Raw genomic sequence first — 23297 nt, forward strand, 5'->3', positions numbered from 1 at the left:
GAATTTAAATATATTTTAAAAGGCTAAATATGAGTTCAAAAATATTTGATGCAGTTATTGTTGGAGCTGGTGTTTCAGGAATTAGTTGTGCTGTTGAATTAAAGATAAAAAATATAGATAATATTGCTATTGTTGAAAAAAGTGATAACTTTTTTAGCACTATTAGAACTTTTTATAAAGATGGTAAAAGAGTTGATAAAAATTGGAGAAATCAAGTTATTGAGCTTTTAGGAAATATAGATTTTGATGGTGGTTTAAAAGAGGATATTTTGAATTATTTTGAAAATCTATTAAAAAAATATAATATAAATCCAATATACAATAGTGAAGTAGAGAAGATTATTAAAAACTCAGATGATATTTTTGAAGTTCATTTAAAATCAGATATTTTAAAAGCAAAAAATGTTGTAGTTGCTATTGGAAAGATGGGAAAACCAAATAAACCAGATTATAAAATAGCTCTTAAGATTCAAAAAAATGTAAATTTTAATCTTGATAAATGTTCAAAAAATGAGAAAATATTAGTTGTTGGTGGTGGAAATAGTGCAGCTGAGTATTCATATTTACTAGCTTTGGATGATAATATTGTAACTTTGGCATATAGAAAAGAGTCTTTTACAAGATTAAACTCTATAAATGAAAATATGTTAAAAGAGTTTGAAGCTAATAACAAATTAACTATAAAATTAAATTGTGATATAAACTCTTTAGAAGATGATAATGGATTTGTAAAAGTAAACTTCTCAAATAGTAAAAGTGAAAATTTTAATAGAGTAATTTATGCAATAGGTGGAACTGCACCAATTGATTTTTTAAAAATTTGTGGCGTAAATTTTGATAATAATATTAAACCAATTTTTGATGAAAATTTTGAGTGTTGTTGTAAAAACTTATATTTAGCTGGAGATATAACTTCAACAAACGAAGGATCAATTTGCAGTAGTTTAAATCATGGATTTTTAATTGCACAAAATATAGCTAAAGGTTTAAACCTTTAGCTTAAACATCAAGATGTTCTACATCTTTTGCGTGAGATTCTATATAGTTTCTTCTAGGTTCAACTTCATCACCCATAAATAGTGTAAATGTATCACTAGCAGCTTCAGCATCCTCTATTTTAACTCTTAAAAGTCTTCTATTCTCAGGAGTCATAGTAGTCTCCCAAAGTTGTTCAGGATTCATCTCTCCAAGACCTTTATATCTTTGAATATAAGCACCTTTTTTAGCAAGATTTTCTATATCTTCAAGTAGATTTACTAAATCTTTACCTTCAAATAGTGTTAAATCTCTATCTTTTAATTTATTAAAAATAAAAGTAGCTTGACTAAAATATGGTGATGCAAAAAGTTCATCATCAATAACTAACTCTTCAAGTCCCTCTTTTGTTTGAACGAAAAGTTGAATTTTATCTTCAGTTACCACCTTTGATAATATATTGTGACCTTTTGCTTCAATAAACTCTTTAATTTTTTCATATAAAGAGCTAAAATCTAAATTTACTAAATCACTATTTTCAATTAGATGTTTTAAAACCTCTAAAAGTGAGTATCTTTTTCCTAATTGCTCAAGCATAGATCTATATCTTGAAACTTGTTTAAATAGATCTAAAAGATCATTATATCCCATTCCTTCAAATTCAAAACTCTCTAAACCATTTTCAATCAAATAAGAAGATAGAGCATTATTATCTTTTAAATAAATCTCATTTTTACCTTTTTTATATCTATAAAGTGGTGGTTGAGCAATATATAAATAACCTTTTTCAACAACTGGTCTTAAAAATCTAAAGAAGAATGTTAAAAGAAGTGTTTGAATATGGCTACCATCAACATCGGCATCCGTCATAATTATAATTTTGTGATATCTAATTTTTTCATCATCAAAATCATCACCAATTCCACAACCAAGTGCAGTTATAATATTTCTAATCTCATCAGATTTTAAAATTTTATCAAGTCTAGATTTTTCAACATTTAAAATTTTACCTTTTAGAGGTAAAATTGCTTGATAAACTCTATCTCTTCCTTGTTTAGCACTTCCTCCAGCACTATCACCTTCCACTAAATATAACTCTTTAATTGTTGGATCTTTACTTTGACAATCTGCAAGTTTCCCAGGAAGTGTCCCTACACTCATAGAGTCTTTTTTTCTAGTTAAATCTCTAGCTTTTTTAGCAGCTTCTCTTCCTCTTGCAGCCATTAAAGATTTTTCCATAATAGCTTTTGCATGAGTAGGATTCTCTTCAAAATACTTATCTAAACTATCACTTGTAAGTTTTTGTGCAATTGGTCTTACATAAGAGCTTCCTAATTTTCCTTTAGTTTGACCTTCAAATTGAGGTTCAGGAACTTTAACCGAAACAACAGCAATTAAACCTTCTCTTACATCATCACCTGTAATTTTTACATCTTTTTCTCTAGCGGCTGCATTTTCACTTAAGTATTTAGAGATACTTCTTGTAAGTCCTGCTTTAAAACCAGCTTCATGAGTTCCACCATCTATTGTTCTAATATTATTTACAAAAGATAGAGTTTTTTCAATATAAGTATCGTTATACATTAAAGCAATATCAACTTCAACTCCATCAACTCTATCATTAAAATGAACAACTTCAGAAACAGCTGTATCTTTATTTAAATCTTCAACAAACTGTTTTATACCACCTTCAAAATGATAAACCTCTTTTTTATTAATTTTTTCATCTTCTAAAGTAATTGTAATAAATGGATTTAAATATGCAACTTCTCTAAATCTTTTAGCTAAAATTGCAAACTCATATTGAGTAACTTCAAATATAGTATCATCTACTAAAAATTCAATTGTTGTTCCAGTTTTTCTTGGACTATCTCCAATTACCTCTAATGCAGCTTTTGGAATACCTTCACTAAACTCTTGAGAGTGGATTTTTCCCTCTCTATAAATTGTCATTTTTAAATGTTTTGATAAAGCATTAACTACACTTACCCCAACACCGTGAAGTCCACCTGAAACTTTATATGTATCTTTATCAAATTTTCCACCAGCATGAAGAACTGTTAAAGCAATTGTTGCAGCACTAACTCCTTCAGTTGGATGAATTGCAGTTGGAATTCCTCTTCCATCATCTTCTATTCTTGCGTAACCATTTTTTGTTAAAGTAACTTTTATATTTTTACAATATCCAGCCATTGCCTCATCAATAGAGTTATCAACAACTTCATAAATTAAATGGTGAAGACCATTTACATTTGTATCACCAATATACATTCCAGGTCTTTTTCTAACAGCTTCAAGACCTTTTAAAACTTTAATATTACTAGCACCGTACTCTTGTTGTGACATTTTTATAAATCCTTACTTTTATTTTTCTAATACAATTGGCATTACAATTGTTATAAATTTACCATCTTCTAAATAAAATGGTAGATTTGATTCATTAAATCCTATTTTTATCTTTTCACTATTTGACATACTAAAAAAATCTAAAAGATATTTAGCATTTACTGCAACATAAAAATCTTTTTCAACATTTAAATCAATATCAATTTGAGTATTTGCTACACTATCTTCATCTAATGATTCAAATAAGATTGCATTTTGCGTAAAAGATATTTTTACATTTGAAGATAAAGAAGTTACAAGTTTTATTGACTCTACTACACTATTTTTTGGAATATAAAGATTATATTTTAAATTATTTGGAATAATTCTCTCATAATCTGGATATTTTCCATTTATAAGTTTTGTGAAGAAAATGCTATTTTCATTTGAAATTACTAAATTTGTATTATCATAAGATATTTTTGCATCATCTAAAAATAGTTTTTGAATCTCAAATATAGCTTTTTTTGGAATTATTAATTGAGCTTCACTATTTGATATATTTTCCAAATGAGTTAAAGCTAATCTTCTAGTATCAGTTGCACAGAAGTTTATTTTTTGACTTTTAATATCAATTAATGCACCATTTAACTCAAATTTTGGGTTATTTGTATCTATTGCTGGAGAAATTTTTTTAATAGAGTTAATAAAATTTAACATAGATATTGATAACTCTTTTAGATTTTCATATCTGTTTATTGTTGGAAATTCATTTGCATCATAAGTAGGAAGTTTAAAAACTGATTTATTTTGTTTGATTACAAGATTATTAGAAGTAGTCTCTAAAGTTATATCTTCATTTTTTAATCTTTTAATAAAACTTAATAGATTAACTCCATTTACAGTTGTTTTTCCATCTTCAAAGTTTGATATATTTTCTACAAAAGTTTCAAATCCAATCTCATAATCTGTTGCTTTTGCAATTAATCTACTATTTGAAATTTCAAGATAGATATGTGAAGTAATTGCACTTGAATCTTTTTTCTCTAAAAAAGGTTGCATTGAGCTAACAACATTTTCTAAAACTTGTTTGTTTATTACCAACTTCATTTGTTCTCCTATTTTTCTATTTTTTTTAGTATTAGTAGTAGTCTATGTGAAAAGATGAAAATATAGTTCAAAGAGCCAACAAATAACACTTTGAGATAGTGAATAAAACTAAAAACATATTCACATCTTTTCACACATTAAGCTACTTCTTCTACTCCTTATTTATTAATTTATTCTTTAAATTTTGAATTACAAGCTTAAAATTTTCATCATTTTGCATAAGCTCTTGAGTCTTTTTCATATTGTGAGAAATTGAGCTATGATCTTTCATATCTAAGAACTTTGCAATATCTGGCATTGAGTTGTGAGTTAACTCTCTTGCTAGATAAATTACAACTCTTCTTGCATTTGCAACAGTTGCTGTTCTTTTTTTAGATTTAATATCACTTGGTTTAATATTTAACTCACTTGCAACTATATTTATAATATCTGGAAGTTTAATATTCTCTTTATTCTCTCTAATTTGATCTTTTAATAGATTTTGAACCATAGCAAGATTTATCTCTAAATTAAGTAGCGAAGCATTTGCATTTATTCTAATTAAAACACCCTCTATCTCTCTAATAGAGCTATCAAGTGTTGTTGCTATAAATGAGATTATGTCTCTACTTAAATTGATTCCATTTAGCTCACTCTTTTTTTCAATAATTGCTATTTTAGTCTCTAGCTTTGGAATTTGAATATCTGTTGTTAATCCCCACTCAAATCTTGATTTAAGTCTCTCTGCAAGTCCTGCAATTTGAGATGGAAGTTTATCACTTGTCATAACTATCTGTTTTTTTGCATTATGAAGTTCATTAAAAGTGTGAAAAAACTCCTCTTGAGTAAGCTCTTTTTCACTTAAAAATTGAACATCATCTATCAAAAGTAGATCACAATTTCTATATTTTGCTCGAAAATGTTCCATATTTTTATTTTTTAGTGAAAATGTAAAATCATTCATAAACTGCTCAATTGTTACATAAATTACAGTTTTATCATCCTCTAAAGCTTTATTTCCAATAGCTTGAAGAATATGAGTTTTTCCAAGTCCAGTTCCACCATATATAAAAAGTGGGTTATATTGAATTCCTGGTTTATTTGAAACAGCAAGTGCTGCGTTGTATGCCATTTGATTTGAAGGTCCAACAACAAATGAGTCAAAAGTATAAGATGGATTTAAAATTGTACTTTCAGGAGTTTGGTTTTTAATTTGTAGTTCATTTTGTTTTTTTAGTTTTTTTTCACCAGTAACTCTAATATCAATATCTGGTTTGAAATTGCTATATTTTTCAAAAAACTCTTTTAATATATTTTCATATTTATTTTTTATCCAAGATGCAATATATCTATTTGCTACTTCAAAAATAGCGATATTTTCATCTTTTGATAGTTTTTTTAAGTTAAGTTGTCTAAAATATCTCTCAAAGTCAATAGATTCTGTCTCTCTTTGGATATTTAAAATAAACTCTTTTTGTGTCATTTATACCTAATTTTTTTGATTTAATTAAACACTTATTATATCTTATTTTTTTATAAATAAGCTTTATTATCGATTATAATGTAGAATTTATCGAATATTTTGTGAATAAAGATGTGAATAGTTTTTTAAATCTTTCAATTTTTTACGATATAATCACTTTTTTTTAATGTGAATAGATTATTGTGAAAAGAGTGAATATTGAAAATTTTAGGAATAGATCCAGGGACAAAAAATTGTGGATATGCAGTTATTGAAAAAAGTGGTAGAGAGACAAAATTAATAGAAGCTGGATTAATTAAGATAAAAACTACAGTTTTACAAGAGCAAATTGTAGAGATGACAGAGGGGATTGATTTGATATTTAAAAATCATAAAATTGATGAAGTATCTATTGAAGATATGTTTTATGCTTTTAACCCAAAAACTGTTATTAAGCTTGCTCAATTTAGAGGAGCAATTAGTCTAAAAATACTTCAAAATTTTGGAAATTTTGCTGAATATACACCTCTTCAAGTAAAACAAGCAGTTACTGGAAATGGAAAAGCTACAAAAGAGCAGGTGTCTTTTATGGTTAAGCGACTTTTAGGTATTAAAAAAGAGATAAAACCTCTTGATATAACAGATGCAATAGCTATTGCATTAACACACTCTCAAAGAATAAAAGGATAGAAAATTATGAAAAAAATAGGAATTTTGGCATCTTACAATGGAAGTGGTTTTGAGACAATCCAAAAAGCAATTGAAGATGGAATTTTAGATGCAAAAGTTGTTGTAATAATTACAAATAATAGTAGTGCTGGAGTTTTGGAAAAGGCAAATAAATACGGCATTGATAGTTTTATTATAAATTCAAAACTTTTCCCAGATGAGAATTTGGATTTAAAAATTTCTCAAACTTTAAAAGAGTATGGATGTGATTATATATTTTTATCAGGATATATGAAAAAGATTGAAGATAATATGCTTAAAACATTTGAAAATAAAATTATAAATACTCATCCAGCAATTTTACCATCAATTTATGGTGGAGCTGGAATGTATGGACATTTTGTGCATGAAGCTGTTGTAAAAAATGGTGAGAAAAAATCAGGTGTTACAATTCATTATGTAAATGAGAATTATGATGATGGTGAGAAAATTTTAATAAAAGAGCTTTTACTAAATGAAAATGAGACTGCACAAACTTTGGAAAATAGAATAAAAGAGCTTGAAAAAATTGCTATTGTAGAAGCATTTAAGAAGGTTTTAGAGGAGAGATAAAACTCCTCTAATATCTATTTTATAATATTTGCTAACTCTTCTTTTGTAGAGATTTTATCTATTTTTACAACTTTTCCATCTTCTAAGCTATAAACAATAATCTTTCCATCCTCTTTTGTGAAGTTAGTTTTATTTGAATCATCTAATAATAGAATTGAAAAAGGGTATTTTTTCATTTTAGGAAGTGCTATAAATTTAGAGATTAAACTTGGCATTCCAGATATATCAGCAACATAAACAGCACCATTTTTCTCTAAAATATTCTCATTTTGGCTTAGTGGTAAAAGATAATCTCTTAACATATCACTTGTACCTTTATCACTTGCAAAAAGTATAGTTTTAACACCTTCATTTAAAGTGTGAACCTTATCAAATTGATCTTTGATTTTTATATCAGCAATTGAGCTATCAATATTTAGTGAAGCTGCATTTAATCCTAAAGCTAAAAATGTAGCTAGAAGTAGTTTTTTAAACATATTTTTTCCTTTAAAAATTTTCAAAATTCTAGCTGTAAAAAGTAAATAGAAAATTAATTTTCTTTTGATAAAGTTGGTAAGTGCCACTTTTTATAGTATGCAAGAACTCTTAAAGCAACTCCAAATATGAAAACAATAATAAGTGAAAATAGATTTCTAAGTTCAAAAATTTCTAAAATATAAACAACACTTCCAATAATAAGTGCAACAGTTGCATAAAACTCAGATACTAAAATAAAAGGCATTCTATTTATTAAAACATCTCTAATTGTTCCACCACCAACAGCTGTTATAAATGCTAACATTACAGCACTTAGGAAGTTAAAACCACTCTCAATTGCAATTATTGCACCTGTTATTGCAAATGATGAGAGTCCTATTGCATCAGAGATTACAAAAGCCCATTTACCCTCTAAATTTGTAATTTTATGAAGTTTAAATAACATTGCTATTAGAACTGTTGCAATTACTAAACTAAGAGGGAGGTTTGAAGTAAAAACATAAGGAGTTCTATCTGCTAAAACATCTCTTGTCATTCCACCACCAAAAGCAGTTAAAAAAGCAGAGATAAAAACTCCCAAAATATCAAGTTTACAGTGAACTGCTATTAAAAAACCACTTAGGGCAAAAGAGATAATACCTATAATATCAGCAATCTCTAAAGCACTCATTTTATAAGCTCTTGCATAGCAAGTGCTGTTTGTCTAATCTCCCATTGAGCAGTTTCATCAAGTCTTAATTTGAAGTAGTTATCAAGCTGTTTTGGCATAAATGCACCCCAAATTTGAGTATAAGCCATTTGAGGAATTACGCGTCTAGCTTCTTGGGGTTTAACTCCAGCATCTAATAGTTCAAAATATAACTCTTCGCTCTGTTTTACAAGAGCTTTAACTTTTTGATTATGTTTTAGTTTTTCACTAACATAAAACTCAAAAGGAACTCTTTTTGCACTTACATATCTTCTACTTAACTCTTGCCAAGAAATTCTATGTCTTACCATTTGGCTTCTAGTAGGAAAATCAACTTTAAATAAAAATACTTTGAAGTAATCTTTTATAATATTGCACTCATCTTGCGTATTAAAAATCGTTCTTATATCAAAACTAAACTCTTCTTGTAGGTTTTCATAATCATAAACCAAAGCTCTATAGTTTGTAAGAAGATATTTATCATCAAGTTGTTCTCCAAATTTTTTACAATTTGAGTACTCCAATTTTAAAATCTCTTTATGTTTTGGATTTTCATAATCAAGTAGTACTGGAACAAACTCAAAACTAGAGCTTGGTAATCCCATACTTTCAGAGGCTAATCTATTATATAGGCTCTCATTTCCAAGAGCTTTTGGATTTTGATAACAGATACTTGCAACTTGAGTTATAGCTTGAATTCTATTTTTTTCATTTAAATTAGCAGTGCTAAAATCCCAATTCTCTACAAAAGCGATATCATCATTAAAAATATTCTCTTTTTTGTTTATTAAATTTATCATCTTATCCCTTTTGTAAAAAATTGAAGGCAATTATACTAAAAAGTATCTTATGCTTAAAGAAGTGATTAAAAATCACCTCTTTATTTAAAACTTCTATTTTTGTACATATCATCTAAAATGTAAATTAAAGCTAAAGCCTCTTGTTCTAAAAGTAAATCCTCTTCTACTTCTATTAATTTTTTATCTTCATATAGATATGTTTTTATATCCATATTAGGAATTAAAATAGCAACTCTATTATTTTTTCTATATGCGTAAGTCTCATCAAAAAGCATTAGGTTTATCTCTTTTTTATTATCTTTAAAAATAGAGTTTCCAAGTATTGGATAAGATAAATCAACTCCTATTAAATCCAAGGCAGTAGCTAAAACATCAGCTTGTGAGCTTAATTTGTTGTAAACTAAAGATTTAATATCTTGATTAACAATCACTGCTGGAATTTGAAACATATCTATTGGAACTACTTGATCTCCATAAACTCTAACATTATGATCAGATGCAATAATAAAAACTGTATCTTTAAAATAACTCTCTTGTTTTGCTAAATCAAAAAATCTTCCTATTGCAAAATCAGCATATTTTATAGCATTTTCAACGCTTTGTTTTGGTACATTTTTCTCAAGCTCAATTTTTCCATCAGGAAGCTCAAAAGGTGTGTGATTTGATGAGCTAAAAATAACACTTACAAAGTTCTCATTTGCCTTTGAGTGATTTACAAATGTTTCATTCGCTTTTATTACCAAATCCTCATCACTAACTCCCCAAGTACTAGCAAAAATTGGATTTTCATAATCTTTTTCTTCAATTACAATATCAAAACCATTTCCTAAATACCAACTTCTCATATTATCAAATCTAGCCTCTCCACCATATATAAAACTAGATTTATATCCATAAGGTTTTAGCAAATTTGCAACTGTAAAATAGTCACTTTGAGTCTTATTTCTCTTTATTACTTCATTTCCATGAATAGGTAAAGTTCCACTTGTAAGAGCTGCAAGTCCTCTTACGCTTCTTGTTCCATTTGAGTATAAATTTGTAAAACTAATATACTCACTTGCTAATTTATCAAGATTTGGAGTTAGAGTGTTGTCTCCTATAAAACCTGTAAACTGTGCACCCATACTCTCTTCAATTATAATTACAAGATTTTTCTTTTTTTCACTTTTTATATGAGATTTCACCTCTCTATAAAATGGTCTTTTATCATCTTTATACTCTATTCCTAAAGCAGAAGATGCAATTTTGTAAGCATCATTAATATCCATTTTTCCATATTTTGATACATTTCCTTCACTTCTTTTATATGAGTAATAAGCGTAAGCTATTGAGTGAATCGAGTTTTTTGTGACTTCATTTAATACTCTATTTGAACTATATAAAGCATCAGAGATGTTTACAGGTCTGTGACCAAAAGATGAACGAATTCCTAAAAATAGGATTAATAAAATTGGCAAAAGAGTTAAAACTCTTGATAAATAGCTTTGTTCAAAAACAGATTCAAAATTTAGAAATCTATATTTTGTAAATAGTTTAATAGTTATTAAAATTAAAATAAAAGTTAAAAATAGCTCTAATTTATAATCTTTAAACATTAAAGAGCCAACCTCTTTTGGATACTCTAAATACTCTAAAAATAGATAGTTTGGTTTTAAATCATATTGTGCAAAAAATGGAAATGAAGCACACTCAATAAAAATAGCAAAAACTAAAAAAGCTAAAACATAGATATTTAAAAATTTTGAGATAGATTTTGAGAAAAACCTAGGAGATAGAGTCAAAATTATTGTTGGAATAACTAATATAACAGATATAACAATAGTATCCATACGAATACCAAAAATAAAAGTTAAAAGTGCTTCAAAAAAAGGTATCTCAGTAAATCTTTCATAAAAAACTATAAAAAATAGTAACCTTCCAATAAAAAAAACAGATGCAAAAATAAGATAAACTTTTAAAAGTTCTCTAAAAAGTTTCATAAAGAGTTCCTTGAATTTTTTTTGAAATTATACATAAAATTAGAGCAAAATCTTAAAAATATTAAAACTATTCTCATATTTATAGATAAGTTTAAAATTGTGCTTATCAATAATCTTTTTTACAATGCTTAAACCAAGTCCAAAACCATCTCTTTGTATAAGTTCTTGGGTAAAAGGCTTTAAATAGTACTCTAAATCTTTTGATAGTTTTTCACCACTATTTAAAATAGAGATTTGATTTTTACCAACTTTTATAATAATTGGAAAAGCCGTAGCATACTTTAAAGCATTATCAATTAGATTTTTAAGTGCAATTGATAAATAATCTAAATCCGCATTTATTTTAAAATCTTCGTTTATCTCTATTTTGATTTTTGATTCATCTTCTAAATATAGTTTTCCTAAAGATTCTAAAACTAAAGTCTCTGCACTAAATGTTGTTAGATTTAATTTTGAAATATTTAGTTTTTCAAGTTCTATAAGTTCGCTTGTAAGCCTTTCTAAATCATTAAAAATCTTTTTAAGCAGCTCTTTTTGAGAAGAGTCATCTATTTTTTCTATTGCAAACTTTCCTTTAGCTATTGGAGTTCTTAACTCATGTCCAATATCACGAAGTAGCTCTTCTCTTGTTTTTATAGAGTTTTCAAGTGAACTTGCCATTTTATTAAAATTAGATGCTAAAGTTCCTATCTCATCATTGGATTTTATATCTATTCTTGTTGATAAATTACCATTTGCAAAAGAGTTTATATCTTTTGTTATTGTTTTTAGTGGGCTTAAAAGTTTGATTATAAATAAAAACATCATTAAAAGTGCAAAAATATCCAAAAATACCAATATATTTAAAATAGTTTTATCACTTAAACTCTCTTCATCTAAAGCTCTAAAAATATATAACTCATCCAAATATTTTATTTTTAGAATATAGATATTTGATGAGTTATATTTTAGTATTGAAATATTTCCAAATGTTGAATCTAAAGAGTATATAACTTCTAAATTATTTTCATCTAAATTTTTCACTATTTGTAAACTGTTTTTTTCTACTAAAAAATTTACATAGTTTTTATTCTCTATATTTCTAAAAATATCATCAACTATTTTTAAATACTTCTCTTTGGCAAAATTATCTATTTTTTTTGAATTTATATTATCAATCCATACTCCAATTACAGTCATTAGGCCAAAACTAATAATAAAAAGAATAGTTAATTTTTTAAATATTGACATATTAACCTACAAACTTATAACCAATTCCCCAAATAGATTTTATATATTTGGGGTTTTTTGAATCATCACCAATTTTTGCTCTAATATTTGAAATATGCATATCAATAGTTCTATTTCTTGTATCCAAATCCAATGAAGTTGCATTTAAAATCTGCTCTCTTGAAGATATTTTGTTTTGATTTTCTACTAAATAGATAAAAATCTCAAACTCTATTTTAGTAAAATCAATAGCATAATCATCTATTAAAACAGTTCGATTTTCTTTATCTATTGTAAAATCACCAACTTTGAAAGATTTATTTGAATTTCTTTTTAATATAGACTCTATTCTTAAAACCAACTCTCGTGGTTCATAGGGTTTTGCAAGATAATCATCGGCTCCAAGCTCAAATCCATGTATTTTGTTTCCTATATCTCCTCTTGCAGTTGAGATGATTATAGGTATATTTTTTATCTCTTTTAGTTTGTTAAATAGATCAAAACCATCCATAAATGGAAGCATTAAATCTAAAATTATAATAGAGTAGTCACTGTTTGTTTTAAAATCTTCTAAAACATCTTTTGGAATATCAAAAGCAGTGACAATAAATCCATAATCTTTTAAATAATCCACAATCAAACTTTGCATTTGCAAATCATCTTCAACTAGTAAAACCTTTTTATTCAATTATCCACTCCTTGAAATGATCTGCAAATTCATCTTTTTGCTCTTCATTTAAAATTTCTAATATCTTTTTTATTCTTTTTGCTTCTAAAATTGTAGCTTTTCTTTTTATTTCCATACTTTTTTCTATATATAAATTTTCATTAAAATTTGACTCTTCTATCAAATCTTCAATCTCATCTTCAATCTCATCTTTATACTCATAAAACTCTTTATATTCATCTTTTAGCTCTAAAAGAATATTTTTTATAGCTTTAACTTGATTATAATTTAAATTTAAATAATCTAAATTTTTATAAGAGTGCTTATATTTTTTGTAATTATCATCACCATTTAAAAACAAAAATATACTAAATAAAATCAGAAATATTTTTAATATTTTCATATTCAATCAATCCTTTTTCAATATCACTATGACAAGCTTTACAGTTTGCAACACTTTTTACTTTTTCATTTTTGAAAACATCTTTTGGTATCTTTTTGTGCTTTTTCTCCCAATAAGATGTTTTGCTTAAAGCAATTATATCTTTATTGCCTATTGAATTTAGAAAATTCCAACTAGCTTTAGTAGTTGAAGTTTCAGCACTATTTTTTACTAAAAAAGCCAAAATCTCTTTATTTATATCTTCATCTAAACTTGCATCATCTCCAAAATGATTTTCTAAATCACTCATTATAAGTTCCCACGATTTTTTAGGCAAAAGATTTGGAGGATAAAGAGTGTGACAACTTCCACACTCATTTACAAAAGCTATATTTTGTCTTTTATAATCAATTGCTTGAAATTTTGAAGCAACTAAAGCATTATTTGGTTTATAAAGATTAAAAATCAAAAAAGCTATAAAAACTACAAACATAAAAATAGCAAACAATTTTTGGAAAAATGATAGTTTTATGGTCTCATCTTCTTGCGTCATTTTATAGCCAGTTACTATAGAGTTTAGAGTTTCACTCTTTTTATGAAGCAATCTATCAACAGCAACTCCAGCTAAATGTGCAACAATTAGAAAAATAAGAAAATTTGCAGAAAATTCATGAATCTCTTTAAAAAGTTTCATTTTTTTAAAAAAAGAGTCATTTAAAAAAGATGCTACTCCTTTTCCATCTTGTATTCCATAAGCTAAAACTCCTGTAATAATAACAATAAAAGTAACAATTAACATAGCTATCATCACATAAGATGCTAATGGATTATGACCTATATATTTTTGTTTATCATCGAAGATATTTTTTAAAAACTCTTTAGCTTCACACTTATTTGCTGGAAAATCTTTAAATAAAGAGTATTTTGGACCAAAATATCCCCAGTACACTCTAAAAATCAATAAAATTAAAATAGAGTAACCAGCAATTGCGTGAAATCTTAAAAATTCATCATCATCTGTTAAAAAAGCAAATAGAATAAACAGAGCAAATAAAAAGTGAAAAACTCTTGTTGGTAGTGACCAAATATATGATTTTTTCATATTAATCTTCCCATTTTCCATAATTTGGAATATTTACATCATCATCACTAAATATACCTTTTTTTGCATTTTGATGACAAGCTGTACAGTTAAACAGACCTTTAACCTCTTTTTGAGTTATTAAATGCTCTTTTATATCTCTATGTTTCTTTTTCATATAAGGCATTTTTGAAATAGAATCGGGAATAGAGCCATTTAAATTCTCAACTATTTTTCTACTTCTTTTATAATTCATACTGTTTTCAGCACTATTTTCATTTAAATAGCCAACTAATGTTTGAAAAGTCTTTTCATCTACAGTTGCATCATCACCAAAGTGCTCACTTAAATTTGACATCATTTTATTCCAAGAACTACTTGGTAATAATCCAGCAGGATATGCAAAGTGGCAACTTCCACACTCTTTTTCATAAATTACATTATCAACTGGTTTAATAGTTACATCCATTTTCCCAGCAAATAAACAACAAGTAGCCAAACTTAAAAGAGCTAGTTTTTTCATTTTTTAATCCTTATTATTTATTTATGATGTAAGTTGTTACATCACCTTTTTCAAGTGCTGTTCCTTCTCGATTGTAAACATCATTGAAGTTTCTTTTTAACCATTTTTCAATCTCTTTTTTATCTGTAAATCTTTTTGGATTTGCTTTTGGAGATAGAGCATCTATTGTTTTTCCTGTAAAATAGTTTTCATTTGATTTGTTTAAATTTGTACCATGGCAAGAAGCACAAGAGATTAATTCACCTTTTTTTCCAATATGTTTTGATAAAAATATCTCTTCACCTCTTTTATAATCAAAACCTTTAAAAGATGAATCTATTTTTAAAACCTCTTGTTTTAGAGAGTTTAAGTACTCATCAACTATTGCACTAAAACTTAAAGTTGAAATTAATACTAAAAATAGAAAATTTCTCATAATTTGCTCCTAAATATTTTTTTATATTTAGAATTGTAGAAAAATAGTTTCAATATACTATGTTTTATTACTTGACAATTTGTTTACAAATTTACTTATAATCAATATTACTAACCAAGCTAAAAGCATAGTGATTATAGTATGACTTAGAAAATGGTCTCCTAAAAGCATTTTATATGTTCCCATGCTCCAAGCTAAAATTATTGTTCCAATAAGAGCAATTTTTTGATGTTTTGGTTTTTTAAATAAAAAAAATAGTGACATCAAAGCAAAACCACCACTAGCATGACCTGCTGGCCAACATTTAGCTTTTGAAGTTTGTATAAAATCTGAAGGATACGAATCAAAAACTTTTTTTTCAGGATAAACTCCTCCAAAATTTATAATATTGCAAGGACAAGGAGTATTAGTAATAGCTTTTAAACTTCCAACAATACTTGGAATAAAAATAGCTGAAAGTAAAACTATCAAAAGAGCTTTTTTGTACTCTTGAACTATTTGCTTTTTTCTAAAAAATAGTAAAGCTATTAATATTAAAACATTAAAAATAATAATAGCTTTTTTTAATCCATCATATAAAAAGAGTTTTAATATAGGTTCATTTTTATCTATTAACCAATTTTTTGACTCAAAATTATAAAAAAATGATTGAATAAAAATATCAAGATTTGTAAATTGAAATAGACAAATTGCAGCTATTAATAAAATAGTTGTAATTAAAATCTGTTTATTCAGCTTTTCTTGCATCATTTAAAATATCCATCTCTTTTTTATATACTTCACTCTTTACTTCAAAAATTCCTAAAAGTGTATGAAATAGATTATCTTGTGAAAACTCTCTATTTTTATAAGATTTTAATTTTGTTTTGTCATATTCATGCTCCATAGCACCATCTCCTAACCAAATAAAAGAGGCAACATTTGTTTGCTCTTTTGGTGCGAAGGCATAAGGCATTCCATGAAGATATATACCATTTTCACCCAAACTCTCACCATGATCAGAGATATAAACTAAAGCAGTTTCATGACTATTGTTATATTTTTTTAGAAGATTAATTGATTTTGATAAAAAATAGTCTGTATATAAAATTGCATTATCGTAAGCATTATTTATCTCATCTTTTGAGCAGTTTTCTAGTTGATTTGTTTTGCAAACTGGAGTAAATTTTTCAAACTCTTTTGGATATCTTTTATAGTATGCAGGTCCATGATTTCCCATTTGATGAAGAACTATTAATATATCTCTATCTTTGTTTTTTTCAATATAATCTTCAAGTCCAACAAGCATTCCCTCATCTCTACACTCATCATCACAAATAGGGTTTGTTTTAGAAGTTTTGAAATCTTCATAATCAACTCTTAAAGCAACCCCTTTTGAATCAGAGTTATTATCTCTCCATAAAATTGCTATATCTTGAGTGTTTTTAAGTACATCTAATATATTGTGAGTTGATATACCTTTTTTATAACTATAATTGCTTTTTTCATATATTGAGAACATACAAGGAACAGATAAAGCTGTTGATGTTCCACATGAGGTCATATTTGGAAAATTTATAATATCCTCTTGCTTTAATAGCGGATTTGTCTCTTTATGGTAACCATTTATTGAAAACCTATCTGCTCTTGCTGTCTCTCCTACAATTAATATAACTAGCTCTTTTGGCTCATTTTTTGCTTCAACTACTCTGGAATCTTGACCTATTTGTTTTATTGTTAAAGTGGCTGTATCAAAAGTTTTATGAATATAGTTTCCTACACTATATAGCCAATAAATAGGATTTACATTGTATCTTAAAACTTTATGCTCTCTAAAAAATGATGTATAAAATTTACTAAAAGTAAAAAGTATTGTAATAACTATTAAAAGAGCTAGAACTATAGTTTTTATTTTTGATAATATCTCTTGTTTTATAGGTTTATAAACTATTTGAAGTTTTGAAATATAAAATATTGGGATAAGAGCAAGAAATAAAATATATAAAAATAGTTTAAAACTAAGTAGATCTTTTGACTCTTTTAAATCTGTTTGCATACTATTTCTAAGCATTTCAGAATCTATTACAACACCATAAGTATCCATAAAATAAGCTGTAAATGCTGAAATTGCAAAAAGAGTTATTAAAATTGCTTTTGTTGTATATTTTGAGCTAAAAAGAGTTATTAACAGAGTTATCAAAGATATTAATAAAATTGTAGTTGATAAAAAGTAGATAGTATTTAAACCACTAAAACCATAAGTGTTGAAAAGTTCTTTAAAAAATTTGAAGTTATAAAATATTGTAAAAAATATTGAGCTAAATATTATAAGTTTTGTTTGAGAAATTCTCTTCATGTTGTTCCTAATTTACGAATGAAGGAATATTATGAGAGTAAGATTAATATAGCATTAATGATTTGTCAAGAAAGTGTCAAGATTTAAAAGTAGCAAAATGCTACTTCTATTTTTGAATTATATATCTAATAGTTGGTCCATCACTATCTATTAATAAAACTCTATATCCATGATTTTTTGCATCAATTGGAATATTATTTATACTTTGTGGACAATCACTAATAACTTCCAAAATCTCACCACTTTTTAACTCTTTCATAGCTTCAAGAGTATTAATTGCTGGATATGGACAAGGCTCACCTTGCATATCAATTCTATAATCTGGAACTATATTTTTATTTTCCATAAGTTTTTCCTTATCTGTTTCTTGATTTTCTTAAATATTTTTTCTCTAAAATTAAAATTACTATAAAAAATAGTAAAAGTAATCCATAGTTTGCTACGAGACCTCCATATTGACCAAAACTCTCAAGCAGATTTATTTTTGGCCAAGAAGTTGCTAAAGGTTCAGATATATCATCCCAAACAAATGCAAGTAAAGTTGCACCAATAATATTTCCAGCTCCAACAATCCAAAAATGAACTTGTCCTTCAACAGCTCTATACATCCAACCACACTCACAACCACCAGCAATTACAATTCCAAATCCAAAAAGTAATCCACCAATAACAACATTTGGTCCAGTCCAAAAAATCTTTGGAGCAGCACCCATATTTAAATATGTAAATACTCCCAAAGTGGCAACTGCCATACCAATAATAATTGCAACTGCTAACTCACTTCTTCCAGTTGTAAAGATATCTCTAAATGCAGATGTAAAACAGATTTGTGCTTTTGCAATAATAAGTCCAAAAGATGCTCCAAAAAGCATTGCCATTCCAAGTTTAACACTATTTGCAACAAAGATTAAATATAAAGCCCAAAGCATAATTGCAATAAATGCAAATGTTCCAAGAGTAAAGAATTTTTTAACTCTCTCTTCATTGTGTTCAAGTGGTTTTGCACAAGAGACTTTTTGCATCTTTATTTTTGATTGAAAAAAAGGACTTAAAGCAACTTTTACTCCAAAATAGACTCCAACCATCATAAATGCAGTAAATATCCAAGCATGAAAACTAAATTGAGGAATTCCTGTAAAAAAACTAGCTAAGTTACAGCCCATTCCAAGTCTTGCTCCAAATCCAGCTATAACTCCACCAATTAGGGCTTGATAAATCCTAATTTTGTTTAGAGGTAATCTAAATTTTACATTATTTCCCCAAAAAGCAGCTGCAATACAACCAGCAAACATACCAATAATCATAACGCCATCAACTCTTGTGAAGATATTTCCCTCTATACTCATAAGTTTATAATATCCCCAAGTTGAAACATCAACACCAAATAACTGTAAAAAGTGTCCACCCCATCTAGTAAACTCCCCTGTAACAGCCCAGTAAGTTCCCGTAATTCCAAAGTAGTAAGCACTCAAAACTCCAAGTGCAATAACTGCTGGAATTTGTGACCAAAATCTTGAAAGGGTTTTTCTAAAATTTAGTAAAAACTCCATAAAAGTCCTTTGACAATAAAAATATTTTTGATTGACATTCTTGAGTAAGTAAAAAAAAGAGTTTCAAGTTGTCTGTTTGCACCGCAAACCTATAATTTAGGAATATTAACAAAATAAGATTAAATTAATATATAAAAGTAAAAAATATTTTACTTTTATTTAGCTTTTATTTAACCATATTTTAAGCTATAATAAGCTTTTAAGTTTTTTTTGGATACAATCCGCACGAAATTTTATATAAAGAAGAAAAATGAGAGACATTAGAAATATAGCAGTTATTGCTCACGTTGACCACGGAAAAACAACAACGGTTGATGAGTTGTTAAAACAAAGTGGTACATTTTCAGCGCATCAAAGCGTAGATGAAAGAGTTATGGATAGTAATGCAATTGAGAAAGAGAGAGGTATTACAATTCTTTCAAAAAATACAGCAATTGATTATGAGGGTGTAAGAATTAACATTATAGATACTCCAGGACACGCCGATTTTGGTGGAGAAGTTGAGAGGGTTTTAAAAATGGTTGATTCTGTTTTACTTCTTGTTGATGCACAAGAGGGTGTTATGCCACAAACAAAGTTTGTTGTTAAAAAAGCACTTCAACTAGGTCATAGACCAATCGTTGTTGTAAACAAAATTGATAAACCAGCAGCTGAACCTGATAGAGTTGTTGATGAGGTGTTTGACCTATTTGCACAAATGGATGCAACAGAAGAGCAACTTGATTTTCCTGTAGTTTATGCAGCTGCTAGAAGTGGATTTGCAAGATATAATCCAACAGATGATAATATGGATTTTAAACCACTATATGAAACTATTTTAAAAGAGGTTCCAAAACCAAAAGGAAGCGATGAAAATGGTTTACAACTTCAAGTATTTACTCTTGATTATGATAACTTTATTGGAAAAATAGGAATCGCTAGAATTTTTAATGGAACTATCTCTCAAGGTGAAACTGTACTTTTAGTTAAAGCAGATGGTGAAAAAATTAAAGGAAGAGTAACTAAACTTATTGGATTTAAAGGGATGGATAGATTCGATATTAAAACAGCTGGTGCTGGTGATATTGTTGCTGTTGCTGGATTTGAAACTATTGATGTTGGAGATAGTTTATGTGATCCAATAAATCCAATGCCACTTGATCCTATGCATATTGAACAACCAACTTTAAGCGTAACATTCTCTGTAAATGACTCTCCACTTGCTGGAACTGAGGGTAAATATGTAACTTCAAACAAAATTGATGAGAGATTAAAAGCTGAGATGAATACTAATATTGCTATGGGTTATGAGCAAATTGGTGAAGGTAAATTTAAAGTAAACGGAAGAGGTGAACTTCAAATTACTATTTTGGCAGAAAATATGAGAAGAGAAGGTTTTGAGTTCTGTATTGGAAGACCTGAGGTTATTATAAAAGAAGAGAATGGTATCAAAATGGAGCCATTTGAACATTTAGTAATTGATACTCCAGATGAGTTTAGTGGAGCAATTATTGAAAAACTTGGGAAAAGAAAAGCTGTAATGACAAATATGGTTCCAATGGGAATTGGATTTACAAGATTGGAGTTTGAAATTCCAGCACGAGGATTAATTGGTATTAGAACAGAGTTTTTAACAGATACAAGAGGAGAGGGTGTTATGAATCACTCTTTCTTAGAGTTTAGACCATATAGTGGATCAGTTGAAAGCAGAAAATATGGAGCACTTGTATCTATGGAAAATGGTGAAGCTTTAGCTTACTCAATTTTCAATCTACAAGATAGAGGAGTTATGTTTATAAAACCTCAAGATAAAGTTTATATTGGAATGGTTGTTGGACAACACGCAAAAGATAATGACCTTGATGTAAATCCTATTAAAGGGAAACAACAATCAAATGTAAGATCAAGTGGTGCTGATGAGGCTATTAGATTAGTTCCACCAAAAACTATGTCTTTAGAAAATGCTTTAGAGTGGATTGAAGAGGATGAAGCTGTTGAGGTTACTCCTATCTCTATTAGAATTAGAAAAAGAGAGCTTGACCCAACAGTTAGAAAACGAACAGCCAAAAAAGAGAAAAATTCATAAAAAGCTAATCTGTGAGCACGAGATTTGAAACTTTAGTTTCAATATCGAGAAAACGAACAGCCAAAAAAGAGAAAAATTCATAAAAAGCTAATTTAGTTTATTTAAATAGAAGGGAGAGAGGTTTTACCTCTTTCCCTTTTTTAATATTGACACAAAAATAAAATTACAAATCAATTGTTTAATTGCTAATTAAGATAAGCCATAAATAGGCGACTCTAAAAATATTTAGCACTCACTATTGACAAGTGCTAAATATTTTGCTAAAATTTCAGCAGTTTGATACGAAACATATCAAGCTTATAAAAAATAGAGGAGTTTAAGATGTTTTTAACAAAATTTGACCCATTTAAACAATTAAGAGATTTAGAGAAGGATTTTTATACTGTTTCAAAAAATGAAGGAGTTAGTGCCTTTGTTCCTGTTGTAAATACAAGAGAGGGTGAGTTTGCATATCATGTTGATGTTGATCTACCAGGAGTTAAAAAAGAGGATATAAAAGTTGATATAAACAAAAATATTCTTACAATTAGTGGTGAAAGAAAATCTAAAGATGAGATAAAACAAGAAGATTATTACAAAGTTGAGACATACTTTGGAAAATTCTCAAGAAGTTTTACATTACCAGAAAATGCTGATATAGAAAATATTGAAGCAAAAAGTGACAATGGTGTTTTAGAGGTTGTAATTCCAAAATTAAAAGATGATATTACTAAAAAATCTATTGAAATAAAATAAAAGCTAAAGGCCTAAGCCTTTAGCAAAAATACTTACCTTAAAAATAATAAAATACCTCTTTAAATAAAAGAGAGTCTAATACCTCTTGTGATATTCTTACAACTCAATTTTAAGAAGGATTTAGTATGACAAAAGAGCAAAAACTATCAGAGCAAGAGATAAGTAGATATAGCAGACATTTAATCCTTCCACAAGTTGGACTTGAAGGTCAATTAAAACTAAAAAATTCAAAAGTTTTAGCAGTTGGAACTGGAGCTTTAGGAAGTCCAATTTTACTATATTTAGCAGCAGCTGGTGTAGGAACTATTGGGCTTGTTGATTTTGATGTAGTTGAAGAGTCAAATTTGCATAGACAAATTATTCATACAACAAATGATATAAAAAAGAAGAAAGTCCAATCAGCTAAAGAGAAATTAGAGGCTTTAAATCCAAACTCAAAAATAGTTACTTTTAATGATAAACTAACTAGTAAAAATGCCTTAAATATCATAAAAGATTTTGATATTGTAATAGATGGAACAGATAATTTTCCAACAAGATATCTAATCAACGATGCTTGTGTAATGCTAAAAAAACCTTTTGTTTATGGTTCGATTTTTAGATTTGAAGGGCAGGTTAGTGTTTTTAATTATGATGGTGGAGCTTGTTATAGATGTCTGTTTCCAAATCCACCAAAAGCTGGACTAGTTCCAAGTTGTTCAGAAGCTGGAGTTTTAGGAGTTTTACCTGGAATTATTGGAACAATTCAAACAAATGAGCTTATAAAAATAATTTTAAAAATTGGTGAACCTTTAAAAAATAGACTTCTAAGTTTTGACTCTTTAAAGATGCAGTTTCGTGATATGAAATTTAATAAAAATGAGAATTGCCCAATTTGTAGTAAAAATGCAACAATTAAAGAGCTGATTGATTATGAAGAGTTTTGTGGATTAAAAGAGAAAACAAATATAAAAGTAGATGAGATAACTCTTGAAGAGTTTAAAAGTTTACTAGCAAAAAAAGATAGTATTCAAATAGTTGATGTGAGACCTAAAATTGATTTTGATTTAAATAATATAAAAGATTCTATAAATATACCTTTTGAAAGCTTGGAAGATGATATTAATCAAATAGACTCTTTAAAAAAAGTTATAGTAGTTTGTAAAATAGGAATGTTGAGTAAAGAGGCTATTTTAAAGCTTAAAAACATTGGTTTTAATGCAGAACTTTATAGTTTAAAAGGTGGAGTTACATCTTGGTTAAATGATTTATAGGATTAA

23 protein-coding genes are annotated in these 23297 nt (G+C 27.5%); 6 read left to right on the forward strand and 17 right to left on the reverse strand.

The genetic code is table 11. The features are described 5' to 3' along the window. Positions 1-29: 29 nt before the first annotated feature. Positions 30-998 (forward strand): NAD(P)-binding domain-containing protein, encoded by a 969-nt coding sequence (locus CRU94_RS03575; RefSeq protein WP_129105430.1) that lies wholly within the window; start codon positions 30-32, stop codon positions 996-998. A gap of 1 nt (position 999) precedes the next feature. On the opposite strand, the gene gyrB is transcribed toward CRU94_RS03575, so the two are convergent. The 3 genes from gyrB to dnaA form a co-directional block, all read right to left on the reverse strand. Continuing rightward, positions 1000-3321, reverse strand: coding sequence for a DNA topoisomerase (ATP-hydrolyzing) subunit B (gene gyrB, locus CRU94_RS03580; RefSeq protein ID WP_129105431.1), 2322 nt, complete (start codon positions 3319-3321; stop codon positions 1000-1002). 18 nt (positions 3322-3339) lie between these two features. After that, entirely contained in the window at positions 3340-4410 is a 1071-nt protein-coding gene (gene dnaN / locus CRU94_RS03585; protein WP_129105432.1) for a DNA polymerase III subunit beta, read from the reverse strand. A gap of 151 nt (positions 4411-4561) precedes the next feature. Further along, positions 4562-5872: a chromosomal replication initiator protein DnaA gene (gene dnaA / locus CRU94_RS03590; protein WP_129105433.1), complete on the reverse strand. Its 1311-nt coding sequence runs from the start codon at positions 5870-5872 to the stop codon at positions 4562-4564. Between the two features lie 198 nt (positions 5873-6070). Between dnaA and ruvC the strand changes: the two genes are divergently transcribed. Both ruvC and purN read left to right on the forward strand, forming a co-directional pair. Further along, complete coding sequence (ruvC, locus tag CRU94_RS03595) at positions 6071-6541, forward strand: crossover junction endodeoxyribonuclease RuvC (protein WP_129105434.1); 471 nt, start codon at positions 6071-6073, stop codon at positions 6539-6541. A 6-nt stretch (positions 6542-6547) separates the two neighbouring features. Next, complete coding sequence (gene purN, locus CRU94_RS03600) at positions 6548-7132, forward strand: phosphoribosylglycinamide formyltransferase (protein ID WP_129105435.1); 585 nt, start codon at positions 6548-6550, stop codon at positions 7130-7132. 14 nt (positions 7133-7146) lie between these two features. Here the strand turns inward: purN and CRU94_RS03605 are convergent, their stop codons facing one another. From CRU94_RS03605 to yedE, 14 genes are all read right to left on the reverse strand, one after another. Next, positions 7147-7608, reverse strand: a complete 462-nt coding sequence (locus CRU94_RS03605; protein ID WP_129105436.1) for a hypothetical protein — start codon at positions 7606-7608, stop codon at positions 7147-7149. 53 nt (positions 7609-7661) lie between these two features. Beyond that, positions 7662-8279 (reverse strand): trimeric intracellular cation channel family protein, encoded by a 618-nt coding sequence (locus CRU94_RS03610; protein WP_129098472.1) that lies wholly within the window; start codon positions 8277-8279, stop codon positions 7662-7664. Beyond that, positions 8276-9097: an FAD-dependent thymidylate synthase gene (locus tag CRU94_RS03615; RefSeq protein WP_129105437.1), complete on the reverse strand. Its 822-nt coding sequence runs from the start codon at positions 9095-9097 to the stop codon at positions 8276-8278. The genes CRU94_RS03610 and CRU94_RS03615 overlap by 4 nt, the downstream gene beginning before the upstream one ends. 80 nt (positions 9098-9177) lie before the next feature. Next, complete coding sequence (locus CRU94_RS03620) at positions 9178-11076, reverse strand: LTA synthase family protein (protein ID WP_129105438.1); 1899 nt, start codon at positions 11074-11076, stop codon at positions 9178-9180. A gap of 39 nt (positions 11077-11115) precedes the next feature. Beyond that, positions 11116-12306, reverse strand: coding sequence for an ArsS family sensor histidine kinase (locus CRU94_RS03625; protein WP_129105439.1), 1191 nt, complete (start codon positions 12304-12306; stop codon positions 11116-11118). A 1-nt stretch (position 12307) separates the two neighbouring features. Next, entirely contained in the window at positions 12308-12973 is a 666-nt protein-coding gene (locus tag CRU94_RS03630) for a response regulator transcription factor (protein WP_129105440.1), read from the reverse strand. After that, the gene (locus CRU94_RS03635) at positions 12966-13355 is read right to left on the reverse strand and encodes a hypothetical protein (protein ID WP_129105441.1); all 390 of its coding nucleotides are present in this window, start codon (positions 13353-13355) and stop codon (positions 12966-12968) included. The genes CRU94_RS03630 and CRU94_RS03635 overlap by 8 nt, the downstream gene beginning before the upstream one ends. Further along, complete coding sequence (locus CRU94_RS03640; RefSeq protein WP_129105442.1) at positions 13321-14436, reverse strand: cytochrome b/b6 domain-containing protein; 1116 nt, start codon at positions 14434-14436, stop codon at positions 13321-13323. Before CRU94_RS03640 ends, CRU94_RS03635 begins: the two co-directional genes overlap by 35 nt. Before the next feature lies 1 nt (position 14437). After that, the gene (locus CRU94_RS03645; RefSeq protein WP_129105443.1) at positions 14438-14938 is read right to left on the reverse strand and encodes a diheme cytochrome c; all 501 of its coding nucleotides are present in this window, start codon (positions 14936-14938) and stop codon (positions 14438-14440) included. Between the two features lie 13 nt (positions 14939-14951). Beyond that, entirely contained in the window at positions 14952-15353 is a 402-nt protein-coding gene (locus tag CRU94_RS03650; protein ID WP_129105444.1) for a DUF1924 domain-containing protein, read from the reverse strand. Between the two features lie 57 nt (positions 15354-15410). After that, positions 15411-16103 (reverse strand): phosphatase PAP2 family protein, encoded by a 693-nt coding sequence (locus CRU94_RS03655; RefSeq protein WP_129105445.1) that lies wholly within the window; start codon positions 16101-16103, stop codon positions 15411-15413. Continuing rightward, a complete protein-coding gene (locus CRU94_RS03660; RefSeq protein ID WP_129105446.1) occupies positions 16081-17688 on the reverse strand; it encodes a phosphoethanolamine transferase in 1608 nt (535 codons plus the stop codon). The genes CRU94_RS03655 and CRU94_RS03660 overlap by 23 nt, the downstream gene beginning before the upstream one ends. 106 nt (positions 17689-17794) lie before the next feature. Next, on the reverse strand, positions 17795-18034 hold the full coding sequence (yedF, locus tag CRU94_RS03665; RefSeq protein ID WP_129105447.1) for a sulfurtransferase-like selenium metabolism protein YedF: 240 nt from the start codon (positions 18032-18034) through the stop codon (positions 17795-17797). A gap of 10 nt (positions 18035-18044) precedes the next feature. Further along, positions 18045-19238, reverse strand: coding sequence for a selenium metabolism membrane protein YedE/FdhT (gene yedE / locus CRU94_RS03670; protein WP_129105448.1), 1194 nt, complete (start codon positions 19236-19238; stop codon positions 18045-18047). Positions 19239-19488: 250 nt separating this feature from the next. On the opposite strand from yedE, the gene typA reads away from it, so the two are divergent. The 3 genes from typA (at position 19489) to moeB (ending at position 23291) form a co-directional block, all read left to right on the forward strand. Further along, positions 19489-21303 (forward strand): translational GTPase TypA, encoded by a 1815-nt coding sequence (gene typA, locus CRU94_RS03675; protein ID WP_129105449.1) that lies wholly within the window; start codon positions 19489-19491, stop codon positions 21301-21303. A 321-nt stretch (positions 21304-21624) separates the two neighbouring features. Beyond that, positions 21625-22038, forward strand: coding sequence for an Hsp20/alpha crystallin family protein (locus CRU94_RS03680; RefSeq protein WP_129105450.1), 414 nt, complete (start codon positions 21625-21627; stop codon positions 22036-22038). 125 nt (positions 22039-22163) lie between these two features. Then, a complete protein-coding gene (moeB, locus tag CRU94_RS03685; protein ID WP_129105451.1) occupies positions 22164-23291 on the forward strand; it encodes a molybdopterin-synthase adenylyltransferase MoeB in 1128 nt (375 codons plus the stop codon). Positions 23292-23297: the final 6 nt, after the last annotated feature.

This window comes from Arcobacter sp. AHV-9/2010 (assembly GCF_004116575.1).
Classification (GTDB): domain Bacteria; phylum Campylobacterota; class Campylobacteria; order Campylobacterales; family Arcobacteraceae; genus Aliarcobacter; species Aliarcobacter skirrowii.